Below are 25,255 nucleotides of genomic sequence, written 5' to 3'. Positions count from 1 at the left end.
ATTAGCGGGATAATTTAAACGAATTGTGTAACTCAGTTTACAACTTATTCGTTTAAGTTTGACTAATAAAGCAACAGTAATTAATGTCCGTTTGGTTGGTGGGGAATTTTTAGTCGGAATACTGCTGCCTTCTTGATCTGTTATCATTATTAATGCCCCTAATAAATTAAATTATATGAATGATTTGCGTGCTGCTTTGCCCAAACAAGTTGAGCAGGCCACCTGTTGTAAAAAATGTAAGAATAAGCTTCATCACCGTGTCCACCGTGGTTTTTTAATCAAGATGCTGTTCCCCAATGCCCCGATCCGCAGGTATATATGTACTAACTGTTTAAAAAAGCAATACGTGTATATAAAATAAGCGGTTGACAGATTATCGCCCTGGATAGTTACTAAATAATTAAAGTTCGTTAAATTAGCCCTTACCATTTATCATAATGGGGCCTATTAATGCCTGCTTTTAATTCTGAAGTTAACAAGTATTACCTTTTTATAGACTCTGAGTCGTCCGGGTTGCCATTAAACTGGCATCAGCCCTTGTCAGAGAGTGGGAACTGGCCCCGTGCGGTGCAGGTATCATGGATCATTTATAATGAAAACCGTGAGGAGGTAAAGCGTGAGAACTTTTATATCCGGGATGATGATTTCGAAATAACAGCGGCTGCAACAAAGGTTCATGGCATCACGTCGGCGTTTCTAAAAACCAATGGCGTTTCCCGTTCCGAGGCGCTGTCTGTTCTGGCAGCAGATCTCCGTGAATACCAGCCGCTGGTGATCGGTCATTTTATTAAGCTGGATTATTATGTACTCTCTGCCGATTTTCTGCGGATGGGTACAACAAGTGCTTTAGATAACTCGCCGCTGTTCTGTACCATGGTTGCTTCCGGGCAATTGAGGCGTAGTGTGGTTGACCGACAGTTGCATCTCGAAGAGTTGTATTACCTGCTTTTTAACCGGGACTTGCAGCAGCAGCATAACGCCCTTGCGGATGCCGCCGCTACCGCTGAATGCTTTTTTAAGTTGTGGGACGAAGGTGAGTTGGGGCATGAGGTGCTACGCCGGCAAAGTATGGAGGCGCAACGTTGGCGCGACCCTTCTAAAACTAGTAAAAACGGGTGCTTTCCCGTAATTTTGATTATTCTGATTGCTGTACTGATCATTTATATTGCCGGGTTATGAATGAATATGTGGTGTTTCTAAAGCAAATAGCTCCGTTTAACCTGTTGCCTGAAGAGGTTTTAGAGGAAGTCTCTGGCCATTTGGAGGAAGTAAGGTATCAGAAGGATACCATTATTTATCAGCAGGAAACTACCAAGCTTCGCGGCGTAGACATAATTGTTGAGGGGCACTACGAATCTTTTTTCTATGATAGTACACAGCAAAAGCGACTGCTGGAGGTTCATGAGCCTGGCTTTTGTTACGGCGGCGTTTCTATTCTGCTTAACCAACGGCAATCCTTAAGAACAGTAATGGCTGTAAAAGGTACGGTAGTTTACTTTTTGCACCGAAAATACTTCAGGGAGCTTTGTAAATCGCACGAGTCGTTTTTTCAATACTTCTCAATGGAGTTCGGCAAGCGGATGCAGAATGAAGAGTTTGCCCATTTCTTTAAACGCCCGGCTGCCTTTGAAGACAGCTTTATTGCCGCAGACGAGGTTTATTCAAAACGGATTGAGAGTGTTGAGTACCGGCCGATTGTGCAATGTGACGGTGATACCTCTATTGCGGACGCCGCTAAAGTAATGGCAGCAAATAAGGTAAGCTGCCTGTTTGTGACTGATAAAACGGGGCAGATCACCGGTTACGTAACAGATATTACGCTTAGGGATAAAGTAATCGCAACGATGAAAAGTCCGCTGGATCCGGTGATGACAGTCATCGACCAGCCCGTAGTGAGCGTTAATGCAGAAGCTTTTGTTTATGAAGCAGTGTTAATGATGTTCAGCACTAAAACGCGTTATCTGTTAGTAGAAAGAAATGGGGAATATTTAGGTTTTCTAAGCCGCAATAAATTATTGAGCGAACAGGCGCAGTCGCCGCTGGTCTTTATCCAGTCGGTAAAGTCGGCTATATCAGATGATGAATTAAGGCGTAAGTGGGAGGCCGTTCCGCAATTTGTCAACCAGTTGTTACAGCGTGGCGTTAACGCGCAAATTGCCAACCAAGTAATTACTACTGTTACCGATACTATCACGCAGAAGATAATAGAAACGGCGATTGAGCAGTTCGGTGCGCCACCTGCAAAATTTGTATACATGGTGTTGGGCAGCGAAGGCCGGAAAGAGCAGACCTTTAAGACCGACCAGGATAACGCTATTATTTACGAAGATAAAGCCAACGAACATCGCGAAGAGGTGAGGGCTTATTTTCTGCAATTAGCCACTCAGGTTTCTGAACGGTTAAATGCGATTGGCCTCAGTTTTTGTACCGGCGGTTTCATGGCCTCAAATCCTAAATGGACTCATTCGCTCTCGCACTGGAAACGTAATTACCAGTACTGGATGGATGAATCTGTCCCTGAAACAGTTATCAACTTTTCTACTTTTTTCGATTGCCGCTGTATTTATGGCGAAGTAGCCATAATGGACGAATTGAAGACGTTCCTGAACGAACAACTACAGCAACCGCTGGAAAAATTGTTTTTCCACATGGCGAAGAATGCGCTACAGTACGAGCCGCCGCTTACGTTTTTCCGCACCATTCGCACGTTTAAAAAAGGAACACGCGAGGTATTCGATATTAAAAAAACAATGGCGCCTATTGTCGACCTGATACGCGTATACGCCCTCAGACATCGCATATTCGAGGTGAATACCGGCGAGCGTTTCCGTGCATTAAAGCAGCAGGGCGTTTTTTCTGAAGCCGAGTATAACGAATTGAGCCAGGCTTACTATTTCCTGATGACGATGCGGCTGAAGAAACAGGCCTACCAGATTATGCAGGATCATACAGAGCCGGATAATTATATCGATATCAGCCACCTGAGTACCATAGAACGCGTTACATTGAAAGAAGTATTTAGCGTGATCAAGAACTTCCAGACAAAGGTAAGGCTCAGCTTTACGTCCAGTATTTTGTAATACAACCCGTTTAAAAAAGAGGAACGCGCCCTTGCGGCGCGTTGTCTCAAACCAATTAATCAGAAAATGTATTATAAAGAAAACTAAAACTTATTACTGTGCTGGTACCACACTTTTTAAGGGTACCACGCTGTTCAAATAAACCTCTATGTTGGTATAACCACCGCCATTTTTAGCGGGTAAAGAAGCATCATTGTCATTTTTAGGATTTAAGCCGTGCTTAATTTCATATTCGTCCGGCATGCCGTCCTTGTCAGTGTCTTCGTAAGGTGTCCCTTTGTACTCGGGGTAGCCACCTACCTGGTTTACATCAGTAATGATCCCTTTCTTGTAAGAATCGTCCGGTAAGCGATGTTTAACAAACTGGCTGCCGTTGCTGTTGGCGGTATTGTCTACATAGGTGATCTTGCCGGTGCGCACATCGTTGGTAACTCTTACATCAACAGCATCGCGCTTGGGCAGGCTTGCACCGGCATTCGCCAATACATAATCATAAGCCTTCTGCGCATCAATCGTAGTCACTTTTGCCATAGCGAATGGCTTGTCAGATTTAATACTGTCAGTATATCTTCCGGCATCAGGCATATCGGCAATCTGTATACCGCCATCCCAGTTGTTTTTGGTTACGCGTTCGTTGCCATCCATTACATTGCCGTTGGCGTAAACCCTGCCAAACAGGTTCTTGCTTTCCTTAGAGCGGCCAGATTCCGGCTTAAGGATACGGTGCCCCACCGGCTGGTCTTTCGGGGTGATCGGCCCCGGTTTGTAATAGTTATTGATAAAGTTGAAGAACGAGTTGTTATCACCTCCGTCAGCACTGCGGTTCCACCAGTTGAACACCACGTTATTTACAAAACCAAAGTCGCCGTACATGCCAACAGAGGGGTTACGTGCAATATTATTCGCCCAAAGGTTACGCATAAAAGTGCTATTCAACCCGCCGATGGTACTTCCAAAAGCATGGTTATAGGTATCCAGTGCTTCAGAAAAAATAGAATTCTGAATGGTAACGTTCACCGTCGGCATTTTTTCCTGTTTCGATCCACCCCTGTCATAAACGTGGCGATAGATGGACATGTTTTCGTCCAAACCCCAACTGGCAGAAACATGGTCGATGATGATGTTTCCAACCGGGTTACCGCCTAAGGCATCGTCCCTGCGGGCCACATCTGTAGCGCCACGCCGGAAGCGCATATAACGGATCACTACATCGTGGGTATTGATCCAGGTTGATTCACCAGCGATACAAACCCCATCGCCGGGCGCTGTTTGCCCTTCAATTGTAATATACGGTGCGCGAATGATCACCGGGGTTTTCAAACGGATAATTCCGGATACATTAAACACGATAATTCGTGCACCGCCTTGTTCGCAAGCCTCCCTAAAGGTACCCGGCCCACGGTCGGCCAGGCTGGTAACCACATAAACCTTACCGCCCCGGCCCCCGAAGGAATAGGCACCGCCGCCTTCAGCGCCGGGAAATGCCGGTATCTTCGCTTGTGGCAAATCTGATGGTTTTGCTGCCCAGGGAACAAATGGTTTGCCGTTTTGCTCGTCACGCTGAATAATAGGCAGGGCTTTGTTCCAGGCCTCATCAGAATGCTTCTGCTCGGTAGCCAGCATTGAATCTGCTACGGCTTGCACCTGGGGCGGAATAGTAGGGTACTGCGCAAAAGCTTTCTCCACACCTGCGGCGGCAATAGCAGCTAATACTATAAAAGCATATTTATTCATTGTAAGCAATTTACCGGGGCAAAACCCGGCCGGTTTTTATAATTGGTGACGGTTTCAAATATCCGTGCTGATGAAACAGCGTTTTTGTAATATTTTTTCAAGATGTTATATCATATTGTCTTTAAAAGCGGGCCGCTTTTTGCAAAAGGTATTTGAAGATAAAAAAGGCTCAAAACTGCCTTTATTGTACATCTCAATGGATTGTTTGCTGTCAACCTAAAATGCCTGATTGTAATGCCGCTGCTGCAAAATGATAATATTGTACAGGAAAAGGATAATGTTCGGGTATAAATGAACCTTGTACCGATACATCTTTGTTACAGACAGCCAATTGTATAAACGCTTGTATTAACTGTACTGTAAATAGCTTTAAACGGAAGCCTTCTGTTTGAAATTCTTTGCTTTTCTCCGTGTGATAAGAAGCGTTAATACAGCTCTGAAATTGGCTTTGATAATTTACTTGAGAAACTAACACGTGAGCGGTATACTTCATATTACATTTCCGCGCAAACTGCTTTTTGGTAAAGGTTGTTTGCAAAGCCTTGCTGCAGATCTGAACGCGGCAGGATGCAAGCGGCTGTTTGTACTTTCCATTGAACCCCTGTTGGATGCTTTAAGCGAAACGCTAAGCCAGATAGAAAGCTACGGAATTTTAACTGAAAGCTATACCGGTATATTACAGGAACCCTCATTTGCAGATTTTGAGACGGTATTCGAAAAAGCAAGAGCTTTTAATCCGGATACCGTTGTTGGCATAGGCGGGGGCAGTGTGCTGGATGTAGCGAAGGTAATTGCTGCCCAGTTGGGGAATACCCAAACGCTGGCAGAAATAGCAGGTATTAATCTGCTAAAAGGCCGCAGCCGTCAGTTGATTTGTGTGCCGGCTACTGCAGGCACGGGCAGCGAAGTTTCGCCTAATTCTATCCTGATCAATCCCGAAGGGCAAAAGGTAGGCATTATTAGCCCCTACCTGGTACCTGATGCTGTTTATGCCGATCCGCTGCTGACGCTGAGCGTACCGAAAGCCATCACTGCCGCAACGGGTATAGATGCGCTTACCCATTGTATAGAAGCTTACACCAACAAATTTGCACATCCGTTTATTGATGCCCTGGCTATAGAAGGCATAAGGCTGATAGCACAAAGCCTTGCAGAGGCGGTTAATAACGGAGCTAATGAAGAGGCACGTACCGATGTAGCGCTTGGTAGTCTGCTTGGTGGCTTTTGCCTGGGGCCGGTTAATACTGCAGCTGTACATGCACTGGCTTATCCGCTGGGAACAACCTACCACATGCCGCACGGCTTATCCAATGCCATTATGCTCCCCTTTGTGATGCGTTTTAACGTAAGCGCTTCGCCCGAAAAATATGCAAAGGTGGCATTGGCAGTTGGGGCTGAACCTAAAGCAACAGACCTGGAAACAGCTTTGGAAGGAATCCGGGTGATTGAGCAGATCATCGCTAAATGTGACGTGCAATTAGGTTTGCAGCATGCCGGTGTAAAACAGGAGGATATTGCTGCCCTGGCTGCAGACGCATTAAAAATACAACGACTTTTAAAAAATAATCCACGTCCGGTTAGCCTGGAAGATGCGGTGGAGATTTATAACGACGCTTACTGATTCAAATGACCAATAAAAAATATAATGGCATTATTATTCCGGCGGTTACGCCGCTCACCCAAACTTACCAGTTGGATGTGGCGGCCGTGGACAGGATGATGGCCTATTTTAGGGAGAACAATGCTTCTCCGTTTATTCTGGGTACCACAGGCGAAGCCCCCTCTTTGTCTTTCAAATTAAGAGAAGAATACATCAAAGCAGCATCAGGTTTTAAACAGGATGGCGAAATGCTTTATGCGGGAATTGCAGGGAACTGTTTTGAAGAAACCTTAGACATTGCTGTAGTAGCCGCTGAATACAATGTTGATGCCGTTGTTGCTACTTTGCCATCTTACTACCAGCTAACAGAGCCGCAGATGAAACGTTACTTTGAACGTTTGGCGGATGCCTGCACCGTTCCATTAATTGTTTATAATATCCCGGCTACAGTTCACCAGACTTTACCCGTTCACCTCATAGAAGAATTAAGTTATCACCCTAATGTGGTGGCCGTAAAAGATTCTGAACGGAATGACCGCCGCTTATTTGAGTCGTTAAGGTTATGGTCAGACCGGCCCGACTTCAGCTATTTCCTGGGATGGGCGGCAAAATCAGCCGTGGCGTTGATTAACGGTGCGGATGGTATTGTGCCGAGTACAGGTAATATTAATGCAGAGATCTATCACGAAATGTGGCAGGCTGTTGAACAGGGCGACCATGCCCGGGCAAACGCGCTTCAGAACGTTTCTGACGAATTAGGTAACCTGTACCAGCAGGGTCGGACGCTTGGCGAATCGCTTTGGGCGTTGAAGACCCTGATGCAGGAGAAAGGACTCTGCGAGCCCTACGTGATGCCGCCGCTCGAGCCAATGTCTGACGATGAGAAGGTGAGCATCTTGGATAGCCTGAACGAATTTATTAAAGTAGGAACTAAATAACCGAGAGGCGTGGAACTAAAACCAATATTGGGAATTACCATGGGCGATCCGGCGAGTATCGGGCCGGAGATTGCCTTAAAAGCTGTTCTTGATCCTGCTGTGCAAAGCATTTGCCGCCCGTTGATTGTGGGTGATGCAAATGTATTTGAACAGATTGCGGGGATGTTGAACCTGCCTGTTAAAATCAATGCCGTTAGTAAAGTTGCCGATGCCAGGTTTGAACCGGGTATCGCAGATGTTTACGATCTGCGGCAGACGGATCTGTCGCAATTGAAGTTTGGCGAAATATCTGCAATGGCAGGTAACGCGGCTTTCCTGGCTGTAAAAAAAGTAATTGAACTGGCTATGGCCGGCGAAATTAACGGGACAGTAACAGGGCCGATCAATAAGAAGTCGATCAATGATGCCGGCTACCATTATGCCGGGCATACTGAGATATACGCAGATTTTACCGGTACAAAAAAGTATGCGATGCTGCTGGTAGAAGATCATCTGAAGGTGATCCACGTGTCTACACACGTATCGCTGCGGCAGGCTTGCGACCTGGTAAAGAAAGATCGTATTGTAGAAGTAACCGAATTGCTGCATAAAGGGCTGATCAGTCTGGGCGAAGAAAACCTGAAGATTGGTATTGCAGGATTGAACCCGCATGCCGGGGACTCTGGTTTGTTTGGTACAGAAGATGAAGGCGAAATTAAACCCGCGGTTGAAGAAGCCCTCAGCAAAGGTTATGATGTAGAAGGCCCCGTTCCGGCAGATACCTTATTTTCCAAGGCCGCTACCGGTTATTACGGTGGTGTCGTTGCGATGTACCACGATCAGGGGCATATTCCCTTTAAGCTGACCGGTTTTAAATGGAATGCCGAGAAGAAACAGATGGATAGCGTAAAGGGTGTCAACATTACATTAGGTCTGCCCATCATCCGTACATCGGTAGATCATGGTACTGCGTTTGAAATTGCCGGCAAGGGTATTGCCAGTCCGGACGCGATGGTGCTGGCCATAGAAGCTGCAGCTCGGCTGGTGAAGTATCGCCAGCAGTAGTATATTTGGCGCATGATCGTTGTTATTGCGGATGATCTTACCGGGGCTACCGAAATAGGGGGGATTGGCCTGCGCTTTGGCTTGAAAACGGTAGTTTCTATCAAAGCAGAAGTACTTGCTGCTAACACGGAATTATTGGTAATCAATACCAATTCCCGCTCACTTAAATTAGAAGATGCCCTGCAAGTTACGCGCGAGGTAACGGCAAAAGTACGCGCATTAAATCCACAACACATTTTTAAAAAAATAGATTCTGCACTCCGTGGATATATCCCGCAGGAGGTAACGGTTCATTTAGAAGAATTAGGCCTTAATAGTGCGCTGGTCGTTGCGGCAAACCCTGCCCTAAACCGTTTTATTGTTGACGGAATTTACTATGTAAACGGCATACCACTGCACGAAGCGGGGTTCGTGACTGATCCCGAATTTCCTGCATTTACTGCTGATGTAGTACATTTACTATCGGGCAAGGATATTGCGGTAACTGTCCGAAAGCCAGGCGAACTAACCAACGAAAATGGATTAGTGATAGGAGAGGTAGCCCGGGAAGAAGATTTGCACGTTTGGATGAAATACTATCAACCGGAAATATTTCCGGTGGGTTCCGGCGGTTTCTTTGCAGCATTTTTAAAAGGCTTGGGTTATCAACCTCAGCAAGAAAACTTTGCTAAACGGTCAGATTTGCAAACACCATTGCTCTTGGTTTCAGGTACCGCACACCCCGAAAGCGCAGGTTTATATAAGCAGTTGAAAGAACAGGGTAAGCCCGTAGTTTATTTAAATAAAGCGCTGTTTGGCGAACAAACAGGGGAATGGATAGCTGAAGTTGTAGCACTGCTTCAGCAGGAAGGAACGGTAATTATCACCTTAGACCCAGACAATACACCCGCTTTTGTTAATCCGGAATGGCTGCGCGTAAAAACTGCAGAGCTGGTTTATATGCTGATTGCGAAGGCAGGCATAAAAGAACTGATCATTGAAGGTGGTGCAACCGCTGCCGAAATTCTGAAGGAGTTACAAGTAACGCAGCTTACCCCGGTGCAGGAATTTTCCCAGGGTGTTATCCGCATGAGAGATGAAAGCAGCGGCATCTATATCACCACCAAGCCCGGTAGTTACCGATGGGCTGACGAAATACATCCTTCGGTGCTGTAACCAATAAATAATCCCAATTTGGCTTAAAGTTTTGATGTCATTTCGACGAACGAGGCGGGAAAAAGCATTGGAGTGAGGAGAAATCTTCTATATCATGTACTTTTTCTTGCTTATCTCAGAAGATTTCTCTTTCGCGCAAACGCGCATTTCCTCCCTTGCTCTTTCGAAATGACAGTTTGAGATAGTTTATTTCTTTTCCCCAAGACTACATTATTATTTGCCTTGCAGGTACTTTCTCTTGTAAGCCAAAGGCGTCATCTTGGTCACCTTTTTAAAATGGCGGTAAAAGTTAGACACATTGTTGAAGCCGCATTCATAACAAATTACTTCCGTAGGTAACTTGTTTTCAATCAGCATCCGGTAAGCATGACTGATCCTGATCTCGGTTAAAAAATCATAGTAAGTCTTCTTGGTCATCAGCTTAAAATACCGGCAGAACGATGTAACGCTCAGGTTACTGATGGATGCAATTTCTTCCAGGCTGATCTCATTTTTATAGTTGGTCAGCGTGTACGAATAGATCTTTTTCAACCGTACAATTTCGGCCTCGTTAGAAGAAAGGAAGGTTTGCGGATTGGTGGTGATCAGGTCTGTATTTTCTTCGTCGATCAGAATGTCAAAGATCTTCAGCAACGAAATTATGCGGGTCAGGTTATTAGCTTGCAGGGTCTCTTCCATCAGTTTGGCTATCTGCTTGCGGGCATGGGGTTTTACCATTAAACCGTTCTTGGCCCTTTCAAACATCTTCGCCATCTGGAAAGTTTCTGGCAGATTAAGCATCTGCGGCCCCAGAAACTCCGGCAGAAAATGGACCACAATGGCTTCTACGTTCAGGTCAGGGTTGTTCTGAAAATATTCTTCCTTACAACGCCAGCAATGCGGCAGATTTTCGCCCAAAAGCACAATTTCCCCGGCAGAAAAGTTATTGATCTTATTACCGATAAATCTTACCCCTTCGCCCTTGATAATGTAATGCAGTTCCAGTTCGGGGTGATAATGCCAGATACCTCTGAAGCTTGGCTGAACATCGCGGCGGATACTGAAAGAATTCTGCTGGGCAATCGGAACTTTAAGAAAATGGGCCTTCATAATTAGGGGGTCTCAGGATATTTTTGTTCAATAATTAACTGGTTTTATACCTGGTACTGACCAAAGTTAGCTCAAATCTATAAGATATTAGCATAAAGACACTATGTAATAAAACTTTTAGATAACTTTCGTCATCGTACCTTTCGAACACCAATTGTAAATGATTATTAAGTTTAAAATGGCTGGCGGCAACACCCGTGGTATTGCGAAGAAGATAACTGTTTGCAAGCTGTTACTCCTGCTGGGTTGCGCTTATGTTAATAACGGTTTAGCGCAGGTAAAAGTACTGAGCGATGCCAAACTGAAAAGTTATGTGAATGAGTTTAACCTGGCCGATACGGAAACCGTAAAGAACTATGTTACGAATGACCGTGCCGCTGCCTGGATGTCTGATAACGTGCCGCTGTTTGAATGCCCGGATTCTGCTATTGAGAAAATTTATTACTACCGCTGGTGGACGTTCCGTAAGCATTTGAAGCAAACACCAGATGGCTTCGTGTTCGATGAATTCATTACCCCGGTTAACCACGCCGGCATCTACAATACGGTGAGCAGTGCGTTAGGCCATCATATTTATGAAGGCCGTTGGCTGCGCAACCCGCAGTATATTAAAGATTACATCAACTTCTGGCTGTTTGTAGACCCTAAGCAAAAGAAGCCGCATCTACGCGCATTTAGTAGCTGGCTGCAAGATGCGGTATATCATTTCTACCTGGTGAACCAGGATCAGGCATTTGTGAAATCGGTATTACCGGCTTTAGATCAGGATTACCGCGCTTGGGAGGGTGAGAAGATGCTGCCAAACCACATGTACTGGCAATTTGATGTGAAAGATGCTATGGAGGAATCTATCAGCGGTTCTCGAAAACAAAAGAATATTCGTCCCACTATCAACAGTTATATGTACGGTAATGCGAAAGCGCTGGCGCGGATGAGCAAACTGATTGGCGTAGACTCTTTACAGAAAAGATACGCTGAAAAGGCTAAAGAATTAAAAAGCCTGGTGCAGGATAAGCTTTGGGACGATAATGCTTCTTTTTTTAAAGTGCAGTTCCCTGACGGCAAATTGTGCGATGCCCGTGAAGAACTTGGCTATATTCCCTGGTATTTCAACCTGCCGGATGATAAGGCAAAATATGCCAAGCAGTGGGATGAACTGGTAGACGAAAAAGGATTTGCCGCTCCCTGGGGGATTACTACGGCAGAACGCCGTCACCCGCTGTTTCGTACACATGGCACGGGTCATGGTTGCGAGTGGGATGGCGCCGTATGGCCTTTTGCAACGTCGCAAACTTTGACCGGGTTAGCAAACTTGCTCACCAGCTATAAGCATCAGAACGATATGTCTAAGCAGGTGTTTTATGATAAGCTGGAACAGTATGCGCTATCGCACATCAAACGCGGTAAACCCTATTTAGGCGAATACCAGGACGAAAAGACCGGCTACTGGCTGAAGGGCGATAACCCACGCAGCAGTTATTATAACCATTCTACGTTTTGTGACCTGGTGATTAACGACCTTATTGGTGTTAAAACCCGCGATGATCAGAAACTGGAGGTATTCCCCCTGATACCCGCTAATAAGTGGGATTGGTTTTGCTTGGACAATGTGCTTTACCACGGGCATAACATTACGGTGCTATGGGATAAAACCGGCAGTAAATATGGTAAAGGCAGGGGCTTGCAGATTTACAGCGACGGAAAATTGCTGAGCAGACAAAGCAAGCTAAAACGCGTTTTAGTAAATCTGTAACGGCTGGCTGAAAAAGATAATATCCTACAGAAGATAGAAAAAATAAGTCAGCAATTGAGGGTTTAGTACCGATACTTTTGATCGCGTATAAACCAATTTGCTAATATTTTATCCTGAAACGTATTGTTGCGAATAACGCGCGTGCAGTAATGCCTTTTCGTAACTATTACGGCTGATAACGGTATGAGAAGCCTGAAAAACTACTTTTTAATTCTATTATTTATTGCGGCATGTGCTATTTCAGCTAATGCTGCTGCTATAACTGTTGCTATCAATCCATCCACAACTGTCAAAAAAAATAGCCGTGTTAGTTATGGTATCCAGAAGCTGAGCGAATCACTTAAAAAGCATCAGTATTCAATCGGTTCAAAAGGTACGGTTACCATTAACCTCGGGTTAACTACCGATGCCGTATTCCGCAAGCAACTTCGTGTCGCGAAACTTCCTGGTAAAGAAGGTTTCGTGATCAGCAGAACGGCTAACAGAATCTTTATTGCAGGTGCAGATTATTCAGGTCTGTTATATGGTTGCCTCGAACTGGCTGAGAGAATTAATGCAAAAGGCGCACTGCCCGAAAAAATCAGCTTTACAGACCAGCCTGAAATGATCCTCCGCGGGGCATGTGTTGGCTTGCAGAAACCGCTTTTACTGCCTGGGCGAGGCGTTTATGAATATCCTTACACCAAAGAAAACTTTCCCTGGTTTTACGATAAAGGTTTATGGACCCGCTACCTGGATTCACTTGCCGATAACCGCATGAATGCGCTTTACCTATGGAACGGCCACCCGTTTGCCTCACTGGTGAAGGTGAAAGATTACCCTTACGCGCAGGAAGTAGACGAAGCGACGTTCAAGAAGAACCAAGAGATGTACGACTTCCTCACCAGGGAGGCCGATAAACGTGGGATTTGGGTAATTCAGGGCTTTTATAACATTATTGTATCTAAACCTTTTGCAGAACACAACAAACTTGCAACGCAGGACCGCAACCGCCCGATTGTTCCTATCATTGCGGATTACACACGCAAGTCTATCGCGGCATTTGTAGAAAAGTATCCAAACGTGGGCTTGCTCATCACTTTGGGCGAAGCCATGGAAGGCGTCGGTCAGGATGATGTAGACTGGCTAACCAAAACGATTATTCCGGGCGTAAAAGATGGCTTAAAAGCATTAGGCCGAACAGACGAACCGCCGATTGTGCTTCGTGCGCATGATACCGATGCGCCTACTGATATGAAGTACGCTTTGCCGCTATACAAAAACCTGTATACCATGGCGAAATACAACGGCGAGGCGTTAACAACCTACACACCCCGCGGGCCATGGGCACAACTGCATCAAACGTTAAGTAAAATTGGCACAGTGCATATAGAGAATGTGCACATCATGGCTAACCTGGAGCCTTTCCGTTATGGCTCGGCAGACTTTATTCAAAAATGTGTGCTGGCGATGCATAATGTGTACGGTGCAAAAGGTCTGCATATTTATCCCCAGGCATCGTATTGGGACTGGCCTTACACTGCTGATAATACCAACCCGCGCGAGTTACAGTTGGAGCGCGACTGGATTTGGTACAAAGCCTGGGCGCGGTACGCCTGGAACGTTCATCGCGATCGTGAAGAGGAGAAAAATTATTGGGGGCAAAAGCTGGCTGACCGCTATGGCTGCGATTTGAGTTCGGGTAAGCAAATTTTAGAAGCTTATGAGCAAACTGGTGAAATTGCTCCGCAATTGCTGAGAAGATTTGGTATTACGGATGGTAACCGCCAGACCATGACATTGGGTATGCTGATGAGCCAGCTGGTGAATCCGGAGAAATATGGATTATTTACACTACTGTATAATTCTGAAGGACCAGAAGGGGAGATGCTGAGCGAGTATGCCGAAAAAGAATGGAAGCACCAGAGCCATGTTGGCGAAACGCCGGTAATTGTAATTGATAATGTTAAAAAGTACGGCAAAAAAGGGGTAGAGGCTATCGATGCTGCGGCTTCTGGCGTAAAACGAAATAAAGAAGAGTTTGGCAGACTGGCCAACGATATGCGTTGTTACGATGCTTTGGCAAATTCTTATGCCCACAAGGCACAAGCGGCACTAAGCATTCTTCGGTATAAATATTCTGAAGATATTAGCGATCTGGAAAAGGCTGATATCGATATGCAAAAGAGCCTGGAGTATTTCAACCAACTCACCAGGCTGACCGAAAATACTTACCTGTATGCGAACAGCATGCAAACCAAGCAGCGTAAGATACCGGTTGGCGGTAATGATGGTAAAATGAAAACCTGGGTTGAACTGTTGCCGGTTTATCAGCGCGAACTGAGTCATTTCAGGAAGAATATCGACTCGTTAAAGACTGCGGGTAACACCAAAAGCACTAAAGAGGTACAGCGTTTTGCCAACGCCGATGTAAAGCTCTTAAACGCCGATTTCTATACCTTACAGCCGGGCGAAATTGCCTATGCCGATACCGCCGCACAAGTGCAGGGCTTTGCAAAAGAGCTGGCCGGGTTAAAAGCCGTGAAGCTGAGTAAGGCGAAGCAGGTAAGCGAAGGAACCACGGTTAAATTCTCGAACACTAAACCTGTTAAAGTACTGGTAGGCTATTACGTGACAAAAGATAAGGGCTATCTGCAACCACCTCAATTGGAGACAGATGCCAGTGCGAACGATTATGGACAGGCGGAAGCTAAAATAGCAAATGCAATCGCTGTGGCAGGCCAGCCTGCCGTGAATATCCATACGTATACATTTAAACCGGGGACTAACACACTTACGCTTGGCAAAGGCGCTTGTTTAGTCCTGGGTTTTGTTGATGATATGCAAACCATACCTGTTTATGATGCTGGTTTTGGCGCAAATGGCGCGCGCGATCTTCGCTGGCTTTTCAATTGATAGATGGGCAGTATTTGTAAAAAACATATCCGCTACAATAAACGTCGCCTGGGGAATTTCCTGACCGGCCTTGCTGTATTGCTGTTGCCTTTTATCGCTTTTGGGCAGGAGAGCCGGAAAGATATTAGCTTAAACAGCAACTGGCAGACAATTGCCAGCGAAATGGACAAAAACGCTTACAATGGTTTTGAAAAGCCTGGCTTTAATAAAAAGGATTGGATTAACGTTAACGTTCCGCATAACTGGGATACCTACGAGGGCTATCGCCGTTTAAAACATGGTAACAAACATGGTTACGCCTGGTACACCAAAACTTTTAAGGTAGATAAGCAGCCCGCCGGGAAACGATATTTCTTGTATTTCGAGGGCGTAAGCTCTTACGCCACCATTTGGCTAAATGGTCAGCAAGCGGGTTATCATGCCGGGGGACGTACCACTTTTACGCTCGATGTAACCAATCTCATCAAGTCCGGTGGAACCAACTACCTGGCTGTGCGGGCGGATCATCCTGCGTTTATTAACGACTTGCCCTGGGTTTGCGGCGGATGCTCGGATGATCCCGGTTTTTCCGAAGGATCCCAGCCGATGGGCATATTTCGACCGGTACATTTAATGATCACCAATCCGGTTAGGGTAGCGCCCTTCGGCGTTCATCTTTGGAATGACACTACCGTTAATGATAAGCTGGCCAGAATCAACCTCGAAACCGAACTGAAGAATTACAACCCGGGTACAGTGAATGTTCAGGTTTTAAATCAGCTGAAAGATGCTTCTGGCAAGGTAGTGGCGCAAACGCAAAGTAATGTTAATATTGCTAATGGTGCCTCACAAGCTGTTTCCCAAAACCTAACCGTAAGCGGCACCCATTTGTGGTCGTTAGAAAATCCTTACCTGTATCAATTGGTAACTGACGTAAAGATCAACGGTAAGATCGTCGATCACGTCACCACTCCCTACGGTATCCGCTGGATCAGTTGGCCAATCGGTAAAGCCAATAGCGACGGCCGGTTTTATCTAAATGGCAAACCGGTGTTCATCAATGGTATTGCAGAATACGAGCATTTGATGGGCAAAAGTCATGCTTTTAGTCCGGAAGAAATTAAAGCACGGGTAATGCAGGTAAAGGCGGCAGGGTTTAATGCCTTCCGCGATGCGCATCAGCCGCATAACCTGGAATACCAGCAGTATTGGGATCAGGGTGGTATACTCTGGTGGCCGCAGTTTTCTGCCCATAATTGGTATGATTCACCCGCATTTCGCGAAAGCTTTAAATCGCTGCTGAAAGATTGGGTAAAAGAACGGCGTAACAGTCCGTCGAATATTCTTTGGGGATTGCAGAATGAGAGCCATTTGCCCGAAGATTTTGCCAAAGAATGTTCAGCCATCATCCGTCAGCTTGACCCTACGGCTTCATCTCAAAGAAAAATCACCACCTGCAACGGTGGCAAAGGAACGGATTGGGATGTGCCGCAAAACTGGACGGGCACCTATGGAGGCGACCCGTTAACGTATAGCCAGGACCTGCAAAAGCAGTTGTTGGTCGGCGAGTATGGCGCTTGGAGAAGTTTGGATTTACACACTTCGGGCGATTTCTCTAAAACTACTGTTTTGAGCGAAGACCGTATGGCGCAGATCATGGAAACTAAAGTGCGCCTGGCCGAAGCGGTAAAAGATAAAGTAGCAGGGCATTTCCAGTGGCTATTGTATTCGCACGAAAACCCTGGACGGTCGCAGGGGGGCGAAGGTTTGCGAGAACTTGACCGGATTGGTCCCGTTAACTACAAAGGCTTGTTTACAGCCTGGGGGCAACCTTTGGACGTTTTCTACATGTATCGTAGCAATTATGTGTCGAAAACGAAAGAACCGATGGTGTACATCGTGTCGCATACCTGGCCAAACCGTTGGTTAACACCGGGTGAAAAAGATAGCATCAGCGTGTATTCCAACTGCGATGAGGTAGAGCTTTTTAACGATGTCAACCAGCAATCGTTTGGCAAAAAGAAGCGTGGCCCTGTAGGAACGCACTTCCTGTGGAACGGGGTGGATGTTAAATACAACGTGCTCTATGCAGTTGGTTATGTGAACGGCAAGGCCGTTGCAAAAGACTACATCGTGCTGAACCACCTGCCCGAAGCGCCGCATGCAAAGCAGCTATACAGTCAGGATAAAAGTATTTTAAAACCTGCGGCGGGTTATCATTATGTGTATCGGGTTAATTGTGGCGGTCCGCAATATAAAGACAGTTACGGCAATACCTGGGCAGCAGATACCCATCGTAATGACGATGATTCTTTCGGCTCACGTTCCTGGACGGATAGTTTTAAAGATATGCCCGCTTATTTCGGCAGCCAGCAAAGAACGTTCGACCCGATAAAAGGCACTGCAGATGGCGTGCTTTTCCAGACCTACCGGTTTGGGATTGGCAAGCTGAACTATAACTTCCCACTAAAAGACGGCGACTACCGGGTAGAACTGTTTTTTAATGAGCCCTGGTATGGCGCTACCAATATGAATTGTGCGGGCTGGCGCCTGTTTGATGTCGCAGCAAATGGCAAAACAGTCGTAAAAGGTTTAGATATCTGGAAAGAAGCTGGTTACAATACAGCCTTAAAAAAGACTTTCACGGCACACGTAACCCGCGGGAAGCTAAACATAGCCTTCCCGAATGCAGAGGCCGGTGAGGCTATTATTTCGGCTATAGCGATTAGTTCTTTAAAGAATAATAACGCTGCGCCGCAAGCTACTTCTTCAGTTATTAGTACAACAAAAGGTTTGGTTAGTGAATGGTTGGATTTAGGTGATAAAGTTTACACCGATAGCAAGGCAACTATCGCAAACCTGCCGCCTGTTCTTTACGGGGCAAGCTGGATAAAAGCTGCTGATAAAGGCGAAGCAAACCCCACGACTATTAACGCCAATGCCGATTGTCATATTTATATCGGCTGCCAGGGTAATCGCCCGGCCTGGTTACAAAACTTTGAGGTAACGGGGTTAAACGTCCAAACGGATGAAAACGGTGGTACTAATCTTTCGTTGTACAGGAAGCGGTTAGCTAAGGGCGAAAGTTTGCTTGTTCCGGCAGATCAACGTTATTTCATCGCTGCTCTACCTGTAGATCATATGGCACCTGCCACAGATCTAAAAAAGACAGTAAGTTATCGTGCAGACATTGCTCAAGTCGAAGGCAGTGGTATCACAACCGATACACTTAACTCGAGGAAGGTAATCAAGATTGAGAAGGATGCCACCGGAAAAGTAGTTTTCCCATTCTCGCTTGGTGTGGCAGATCAATACGCTTTACGGGTAAAATATGCCAACACCACAGATAAAACGTTAACTGCAAAAGTAGAACTGCTGGCGGCTGATGGCACGATAATGAGGACTGATAGCTTGCAATTCAGAACGCTTAAGCCGGGCAAAACCTCAACGGCAGGTACTACAACAGGCACCAGTGTAAACGCCGGTGAATATAGGCTGGTAATTACACCGATTGACGCGGGAGGATTAATCATCACCGGAATAGAGATTCAATAGTGAAAATTAAAACCTACATCATTACGCTCTTGCTGCCTTTAAGTACGTTTGCTCAAACGTTGAAGGTGACGAACTTAAGGTGCGATTACCGGACTAATCCCCTTGGCATTGAGTCTGCGGCTCCTAAATTAAGTTGGGAACTGCAATCCAACCAGAACAACACGGTTCAAACGGCTTACCAGATCCAGGTAGCCGACGATTCTGTTGCGTTTCTTCAGCAGAATCATCTTGCTTGGGATAGTAAAAAAGTAAATTCTTCTGCATCAGTCTCTGTAAAATACGCTGGCGCTAAGCTTCAGCCTGCTCATACTTACTATTGGCGGGTTATTGTCTGGGATAATCATCAGTACCAGACTACAAGTGAAATTGCGAAGTGGCAGATGGGATTGCCATCGAAGACGGATTGGAAAGGGGCGAAGTGGATAGCTTATGAAGAACTGCCGGATTCTGAAAGGATAGTTCCGGCGATACATGGCAAAGGGCCTAAAAAGTTGGGTGCTGCGAATGATGTATTGCCGCTGATACGTAAGAATATTTCTATTCAAAAGCCTGTCAAAAGGGCTACCATGTTTATTTGTGGCTTGGGGCATTTCGAGTTGAGCATTAATGGCAAAAAGTTGGGGGATCACTTCCTCGATCCGGGATGGACAAAATATGACCAGCAGGCATTATACGTGCCGTTTGATGTAACAGCCAACCTGAAACAGGGTAATAATGCGCTGGGTATAATGCTGGGTAATGGGTTTTACTACATTCCTCGCGATAAGCGTTACCGCAAACTAACCGGCGCGTACGGGTATCCAAAAATGATCTGCCGTTTGGCGATTGAGTATCAGGATGGTACTTCCGGCGACGTGGTAAGTGACGAAACTTGGCGCATGGCTCCCGGTCCGGTTACTTTTAGCAGCATTTATGCCGGTGAGGATTATGATGCTACGAAAGAACAAAAAGGCTGGAACATGCCCGGTTTTGACGACAGCCAATGGCAGAAGGCAAAACAGGTAAGCGGTGTGCCGGTGTTAAATGCACAAACAGCAGAACCACTGCAGGTTTTCAATCATTTTAAACCGGTGAAAACCACTCATCCTACCACCGGTAAATGGGTGTTTGATCTGGGGCAGAATGCTTCCGGTATTCCTTATATCAAAGTTAAAGGCCACAAAGGCGATACGGTAAAGATCACCCCATCAGAGCTGATCAATCCGGATGGTACCGCTAATCAGAAAGGCTCAGGCGGCCCGGCTTATTTTACGTACGTGCTGAAAGGCGAGGTTGAGGAAGAGTGGCAGCCGCAGTTTACGTATTACGGTTTCAGGTATTTGCAGGTAGAAGGTGCAGTCCCTTTTGCAGCTTCAGAAAAGGCAGGGGATATGCCGGTATTATTGGATATTCAAAGCTTACACACGCGTAATGCAGCAGAAGCGGCTGGAAGCTTTAGCTGTTCAAACGAGTTGTTCAACAATACTTTTTCATTAATTGATTGGGCAATTAAAAGCAATATGGCCAGTGTGTTTACCGATTGCCCCCACCGGGAAAAGTTAGGTTGGCTGGAAGAAGCGCACCTGATGGGGGCTTCTATCCGCTACAATTATGATATTGCTACCCTGGCCAAAAAGTGTATCAGCGATATGCGGGTAGCGCAAAACGAAGAAGGACTGATCCCCGAGATTGCGCCGGAGTTTGTCCATTTTACGAATCCCTTCCTGGACTCGCCTGAATGGGGAAGCAACGGTATTATTCTGCCCTGGTACGTTTATCAATGGTATGGCGATAAAGACGTTCTGGCCGAAAATTATAGCATGATGAAGCGTTACCTGGTTTATTTGAAAGGGAAAGCAAAAGATCATATCCTAACGCAAGGCTTGGGCGATTGGTACGATATCGGCGAAAAAGCACCCGGATTATCACAAAATACAACTAAAGGTATCACTGCTACCGCGATCTATTATTACGACCTGACGATTGCGGAAAAAGTAGCCCGCTTACTGAATAAACCGGCAGATGCCGATGATTTTAAAACCGAAGCGGTAAAAGTCCGCAATGCTTTTAATCAAACGTTTTTTAATAGCTCGACCAAACAATACGGAACAGGAAGCCAGACTTCCAACGCCATGGCGGTTTACATGGGGCTGGTAGAACCGCAATACAAACAGGCGGTGGTCGAAAATATTGTAGAAGAATTAAAATCGCACAATAACAGTTTAACAGCCGGTGATATTGGTTATCGGTACCTATTGCGGGTATTAGATGACGCCGGGCGATCGGATGTGATCTACGCAATGAATAATCGCTCTGATGTTCCCGGTTATAGCTACCAGTTGGCCAAAGGCGCGACTGCGTTAACAGAATCTTGGCAGGCACTGGCAGGTGTTTCCAACAACCATTTAATGCTGGGCCATTTGATGGAATGGTTCTACAGTGGCCTGGGTGGTATATGCCAGGCAGAAGGCGATGTAGCCTTTAAGAAAATCGAAATCCGTCCCGAAGTGGTCGGTGATATTACCAGCGCACGGGCAAGCTACCATTCGCCATACGGAAAAATTGCTACTGCTTGGCAGCAAACAAAGGGCATGTTTAAGCTTAAAGTAGAAATTCCGGTTAATACTACGGCAACGGTTTATCTGCCTGCAAAAGCTACTTCACCGGTCAGCCTGAACGGAAAAGTGTTGAAGACAGGAGTGAAGCATGTGCAGCAAAAGGCGGTAGTCGAAATTGGTTCGGGAACCTATCAGTTTACAGTTAACTAAATACCATGACGTTCAAAAAAATTGGGTTCATCATATTGTTGGTTGCAGGTTTTACATTACCATCTCTGGCACAGCAAGCCAAAAAGGAAGTACCGCAGGAGGTAATTCAGCAGATTTACGACGAAGTAAAAACGCCTTACAAGTATGGGATGGTGGTAGTACCGGTGGATAATTCTAAAAAGCTGGACTGCCCAAGCGTCTTTAGGAAGGGTAACAAGTGGTACATGACCTATATTATTTTCAACGGTCGCGGTTACGAAACCTGGCTGGCCGCCAGTAAAGATCTATTGCATTGGCATACCAAAGGCCGCATCCTTTCCTTTTCTGATACCACAAACAGCAAAGATTGGGATGCGAATCAGAAAGCGGGTTACATTGCCTTGCAGGATTACAAATGGGGCGGCAGCTACAAATTGCAACTTTATAATAAGAAGTACTGGCTATCTTATTTCGGCGGTACAGCTAAAGGTTACGAGAAGGGATTACTTTCTATCGGCATTGCTTATACGGATAAAGATATTACAAAGCCGCACGAATGGCAGCGGCTGGATCATCCCGTGTTAACCTCGCGCGATTCTGATGCACATTGGTATGATAACCACACCATGTACAAGGAAACGGTGATATGGGATAAGGAGAAGCTAACGGGCCATCCGTTCGTGATGTATTATAATGCGAATGGCGATAGCGTGGACCGTAAGCGTGGGGCGGAGCGTATTGGCATGGCTGTTTCTGATGATATGGTAACCTGGAAGCGTTTTGGTAAGAACGCGGTTTTGGATCATGGTAAAGGCATTACCGGCGACCCCTATATCCAAAAGATCAACGGCGTTTATACCATGTTCTACTTTGGTGCTTTCTGGCAAAACAGGGGAGGCGCATTCAACCGTTTCGCCTGCTCTTATGATTTGGTGAACTGGACGGACTGGAACGGCGCGAACCTCATTGAGTCATCAGAACCTTACGATAATATGTTTGCCCATAAATCTTTTGTGGTAAAGTATAAAGGGGTAGTATATCACTACTATTGTGCGGTCAACAAAGCCGACCAAAGGGGAATAGCCGTTGCGACGTCGAAAGATATGGGTAAAAGTACCCTTGATTTTGTTGCTCCGCCACCATCAAAAGTTAAGAAGAAATCATAGCTATGCGTTTTCCAAAATTCAATATTAGCATATTATTAGTACTATTGTTAGTGGTGGCATTCTACGGTCATGATGCAATGGCACAGCGTATCACACAAAATTTCGACCGCGACTGGAAGTTCTTCCTGGGCGATGATTCTTTGGCACGCAACCAACAGTATAATGATGTGCATTGGCGAAAGCTGGAACTGCCGCATGACTGGAGTATAGAAGGGCAGTTTAGCGATAAAAATAATACCACCCAGGCCGAAGGCGGGTTACCCGCAGGTATTGGCTGGTACCGTAAAACCTTTACCGTACCTGCCGCCTATAAAGGAAAAGATGTGACCATTACCTTCGACGGTGTTTACCGCAACAGCGAAGTTTGGATAAACGGCCATTACCTTGGTAAGCGGCCGAATGGTTATATCACCTTTAAATACGATCTGTCACCCTACCTCGATTATGGCGGCGATAATGTGCTTGCTGTAAAAGTGGATAACTCGGCGCAGCCTAATTCGCGCTGGTATAGCGGTTCGGGCGTCTACCGCCATGTTTGGTTAACGGCAAAGGCCAAAAGCCACTTCGTTAACTGGGGCACTTTCATTACTACCCCAACGGTAACAGCTGCATCGGCAACTGTTCATATCAAAGCGCAGATCAATTCAGTAGAAAGCGGTCTGGCAGTCAAGGTCGATATTTACAATCCTATAGGTAAAGTCGTGGCATCTGTCAATATACCCGTGGTCGGTAATGTGCTGGATAAGTCAGTCACTATTAGCAAACCTCAATTATGGTCGGTAGATAAAGCTGCCTTATATAAAGTAGACTTGCAATTAGTGAAGGCAGGCAAAATTTTAGATAATGAAACGGTTAACATCGGTCTTCGTTCGTTCCGTTTCAGTGCGGATAGTGGCTTCTTTCTGAACGGGAAAAATATTAAGATTAAAGGTGTTTGCATGCACCACGACCTGGGTGCGCTTGGGGCCGCTGTTAACACAAGGGCTATGGAACGCCAGTTGCAGATCTTGCAGCAGATGGGCTGTAATGCTATTCGTACCTCGCACAATCCGCCGGCGCCCGAGTTTCTCGACCTTTGTGACCGGATGGGGCTCCTGGTAATGGATGAAGCGTTTGATATGTGGCGGAAGAAAAAAAGCAAACACGATTACTATAAGGATTTTCCTGAATGGCACGAAAAAGACCTGACAGACCAGGTGCTGCGCGATCGTAACCATCCGTCCATAATTATGTGGAGTATTGGGAATGAAATTCGTGAACAGTTTGATAGCACCGGGATCAGTATCACTAAAGAACTGGTAAATATTGTCAAGCGTGCCGATCCCACTCGTCCTGTTACCTCGGCTTTAAGCGAAGCTAATCCTGATAAGAACTTCATTTATAAATCGGGTGCGCTGGATGTCATCGGGTTGAACTATCACCAGGAAGTTTATGCAGATTTTCAGAAAAACTATCCGGGGAAAGCTTTCATCGGCAGCGAAACCATGTCGGCATTGGAAACGCGTGGCTATTATGATCAGCCTGCCGACACCACCAGGCATTGGCCCCAAAGCGCTAAAAAGCCGTTAACAGAAGGCAATGCAGAACTTGCAGTTTCTGCCTATGATAATGTGGCTGCTTACTGGGGTTCTACACACGAAGAAACCTGGAAGATCATTAAAAAATATCCTTTCCTTTCCGGCTTATTCATCTGGACAGGATTCGATTATATTGGCGAACCTACGCCTTATCCATGGCCAGCACGTAGTTCTTATTTTGGCATTGTAGATCTGGCCGGCTTCCCGAAAGATGTATACTACATGTACCAAAGTGAATGGACCGATAAGCCGGTATTGCACCTGTTGCCACACTGGAACTGGAAACAAGGACAAGCCATAGATGTGTGGGCCTACTATAACCAGGCAGACGAAGTAGAGCTTTATCTCAATGGAAGATCGCTTGGTATACGCAAGAAAACCGGCGACGACTTGCATGTTAATTGGAAAGTGCCATTTGAGGCGGGGACTTTAAAGGCGGTATCACGGCAGGCAGGCAAAGTTGTTAAAACCGCAGAAGTAAAAACAGCAGGGAAGCCCGAAAAGCTAGTGCTTTCTGCAGACCGTTTATTCATAAAGGCAGATGGTAAGGACCTTTCATTTATAACGGTTAAAGTGCTGGATGCAGCTGGAAATGTAGTTCCTGATGCTAACGATATGATCACTTTTAGTTTAACAGGCAAAGGGAAGATCGCCGGGTTGGATAATGGCGCGCAAGCAAGTTTGGAATCTTTTAAGGGAAATAAACATAGCGTTTTTCACGGTTTGGGTTTGGCAATTATACAGGCGGGTGATCAAGCCGGTACGCTCACCCTTAAAGCGACTGCGCCGGGTTTGAAACCAGCTCTGATTACCATCAGGCAAAATTGACCGATAAATTTCGCATAAAAGGATAATATCCTACAATAGCAGGCAAAAATTGCGTAAGGAAGGTTTTTAACAGCCTTATAAATTTGCCTTTATCACCTTTTATAAAAAGCATTTCTGTTTTATTGCTTTCTAAATT

15 protein-coding genes are annotated in these 25,255 nt (G+C 45.8%); 12 read left to right on the top strand and 3 right to left on the bottom strand.

Going from position 1 to position 25,255, the window contains the following annotated elements:
* Nucleotides 1-450: 450 nt before the first annotated feature.
* Together MUY27_RS09980 and MUY27_RS09975 are read left to right on the top strand one after the other, a co-directional pair.
* On the top strand, nucleotides 451-1,179 hold the full coding sequence (locus tag MUY27_RS09980) for a 3'-5' exonuclease (RefSeq protein ID WP_245129872.1): 729 nt from the start codon (nucleotides 451-453) through the stop codon (nucleotides 1,177-1,179).
* The gene (locus tag MUY27_RS09975; protein ID WP_245129871.1) at nucleotides 1,176-3,080 is read left to right on the top strand and encodes a DUF294 nucleotidyltransferase-like domain-containing protein; all 1,905 of its coding nucleotides are present in this window, start codon (nucleotides 1,176-1,178) and stop codon (nucleotides 3,078-3,080) included. The genes MUY27_RS09980 and MUY27_RS09975 overlap by 4 nt, the downstream gene beginning before the upstream one ends.
* A gap of 93 nt (nucleotides 3,081-3,173) precedes the next feature.
* Here the strand turns inward: MUY27_RS09975 and MUY27_RS09970 are convergent, their stop codons facing one another.
* Together MUY27_RS09970 and MUY27_RS09965 are read right to left on the bottom strand one after the other, a co-directional pair.
* Nucleotides 3,174-4,814: a pectate lyase family protein gene (locus MUY27_RS09970; protein ID WP_245129870.1), complete on the bottom strand. Its 1,641-nt coding sequence runs from the start codon at nucleotides 4,812-4,814 to the stop codon at nucleotides 3,174-3,176.
* 211 nt (nucleotides 4,815-5,025) lie between these two features.
* On the bottom strand, nucleotides 5,026-5,307 hold the full coding sequence (locus tag MUY27_RS09965) for a hypothetical protein (protein ID WP_245129869.1): 282 nt from the start codon (nucleotides 5,305-5,307) through the stop codon (nucleotides 5,026-5,028).
* Between MUY27_RS09965 and MUY27_RS09960 the strand changes: the two genes are divergently transcribed.
* The 4 genes from MUY27_RS09960 to MUY27_RS09945 are packed head-to-tail and all read left to right on the top strand — an operon-like array spanning nucleotide 5,290 to nucleotide 9,551.
* Nucleotides 5,290-6,435 (top strand): iron-containing alcohol dehydrogenase, encoded by a 1,146-nt coding sequence (locus MUY27_RS09960; RefSeq protein WP_245129867.1) that lies wholly within the window; start codon nucleotides 5,290-5,292, stop codon nucleotides 6,433-6,435. The two genes, MUY27_RS09965 and MUY27_RS09960, sit on opposite strands and share 18 nt — an antisense overlap.
* Nucleotides 6,436-6,440: 5 nt before the next feature.
* On the top strand, nucleotides 6,441-7,352 hold the full coding sequence (locus MUY27_RS09955; protein ID WP_245129866.1) for a dihydrodipicolinate synthase family protein: 912 nt from the start codon (nucleotides 6,441-6,443) through the stop codon (nucleotides 7,350-7,352).
* 9 nt (nucleotides 7,353-7,361) lie between these two features.
* Nucleotides 7,362-8,396 carry a 4-hydroxythreonine-4-phosphate dehydrogenase PdxA gene (gene pdxA / locus MUY27_RS09950; protein ID WP_245129865.1) on the top strand — a complete coding sequence of 345 codons (1,035 nt, stop codon included), beginning with the start codon at nucleotides 7,362-7,364 and terminating at the stop codon, nucleotides 8,394-8,396.
* A gap of 12 nt (nucleotides 8,397-8,408) precedes the next feature.
* Nucleotides 8,409-9,551 (top strand): four-carbon acid sugar kinase family protein, encoded by a 1,143-nt coding sequence (locus tag MUY27_RS09945; RefSeq protein ID WP_245129864.1) that lies wholly within the window; start codon nucleotides 8,409-8,411, stop codon nucleotides 9,549-9,551.
* A 213-nt stretch (nucleotides 9,552-9,764) separates the two neighbouring features.
* On the opposite strand, the gene MUY27_RS09940 is transcribed toward MUY27_RS09945, so the two are convergent.
* Nucleotides 9,765-10,640 carry an AraC family transcriptional regulator gene (locus MUY27_RS09940; RefSeq protein WP_245129863.1) on the bottom strand — a complete coding sequence of 292 codons (876 nt, stop codon included), beginning with the start codon at nucleotides 10,638-10,640 and terminating at the stop codon, nucleotides 9,765-9,767.
* Between the two features lie 160 nt (nucleotides 10,641-10,800).
* On the opposite strand from MUY27_RS09940, the gene MUY27_RS09935 reads away from it, so the two are divergent.
* The 6 genes from MUY27_RS09935 (at nucleotide 10,801) to MUY27_RS09910 (ending at nucleotide 25,119) form a co-directional block, all read left to right on the top strand.
* Complete coding sequence (locus MUY27_RS09935; protein ID WP_245129862.1) at nucleotides 10,801-12,393, top strand: MGH1-like glycoside hydrolase domain-containing protein; 1,593 nt, start codon at nucleotides 10,801-10,803, stop codon at nucleotides 12,391-12,393.
* Nucleotides 12,394-12,576: 183 nt separating this feature from the next.
* Nucleotides 12,577-15,288 carry an alpha-d-galacturonidase gene (locus tag MUY27_RS09930; protein WP_245129861.1) on the top strand — a complete coding sequence of 904 codons (2,712 nt, stop codon included), beginning with the start codon at nucleotides 12,577-12,579 and terminating at the stop codon, nucleotides 15,286-15,288.
* A gap of 3 nt (nucleotides 15,289-15,291) precedes the next feature.
* Nucleotides 15,292-18,822 (top strand): malectin domain-containing carbohydrate-binding protein, encoded by a 3,531-nt coding sequence (locus MUY27_RS09925; RefSeq protein ID WP_245129860.1) that lies wholly within the window; start codon nucleotides 15,292-15,294, stop codon nucleotides 18,820-18,822.
* Nucleotides 18,822-21,569 (top strand): family 78 glycoside hydrolase catalytic domain, encoded by a 2,748-nt coding sequence (locus tag MUY27_RS09920; RefSeq protein WP_245129859.1) that lies wholly within the window; start codon nucleotides 18,822-18,824, stop codon nucleotides 21,567-21,569. Before MUY27_RS09925 ends, MUY27_RS09920 begins: the two co-directional genes overlap by 1 nt.
* 5 nt (nucleotides 21,570-21,574) lie before the next feature.
* A complete protein-coding gene (locus MUY27_RS09915) occupies nucleotides 21,575-22,714 on the top strand; it encodes a glycoside hydrolase family protein (RefSeq protein WP_245129858.1) in 1,140 nt (379 codons plus the stop codon).
* 2 nt (nucleotides 22,715-22,716) lie between these two features.
* Entirely contained in the window at nucleotides 22,717-25,119 is a 2,403-nt protein-coding gene (locus tag MUY27_RS09910; RefSeq protein ID WP_245129857.1) for a glycoside hydrolase family 2 TIM barrel-domain containing protein, read from the top strand.
* Nucleotides 25,120-25,255 lie beyond the last annotated feature (136 nt).

Source organism: Mucilaginibacter straminoryzae (genome assembly GCF_022953055.1).
Taxonomy (GTDB): domain Bacteria; phylum Bacteroidota; class Bacteroidia; order Sphingobacteriales; family Sphingobacteriaceae; genus Mucilaginibacter; species Mucilaginibacter straminoryzae.
This window is presented reverse-complemented; position numbering and strand designations above follow the sequence as displayed.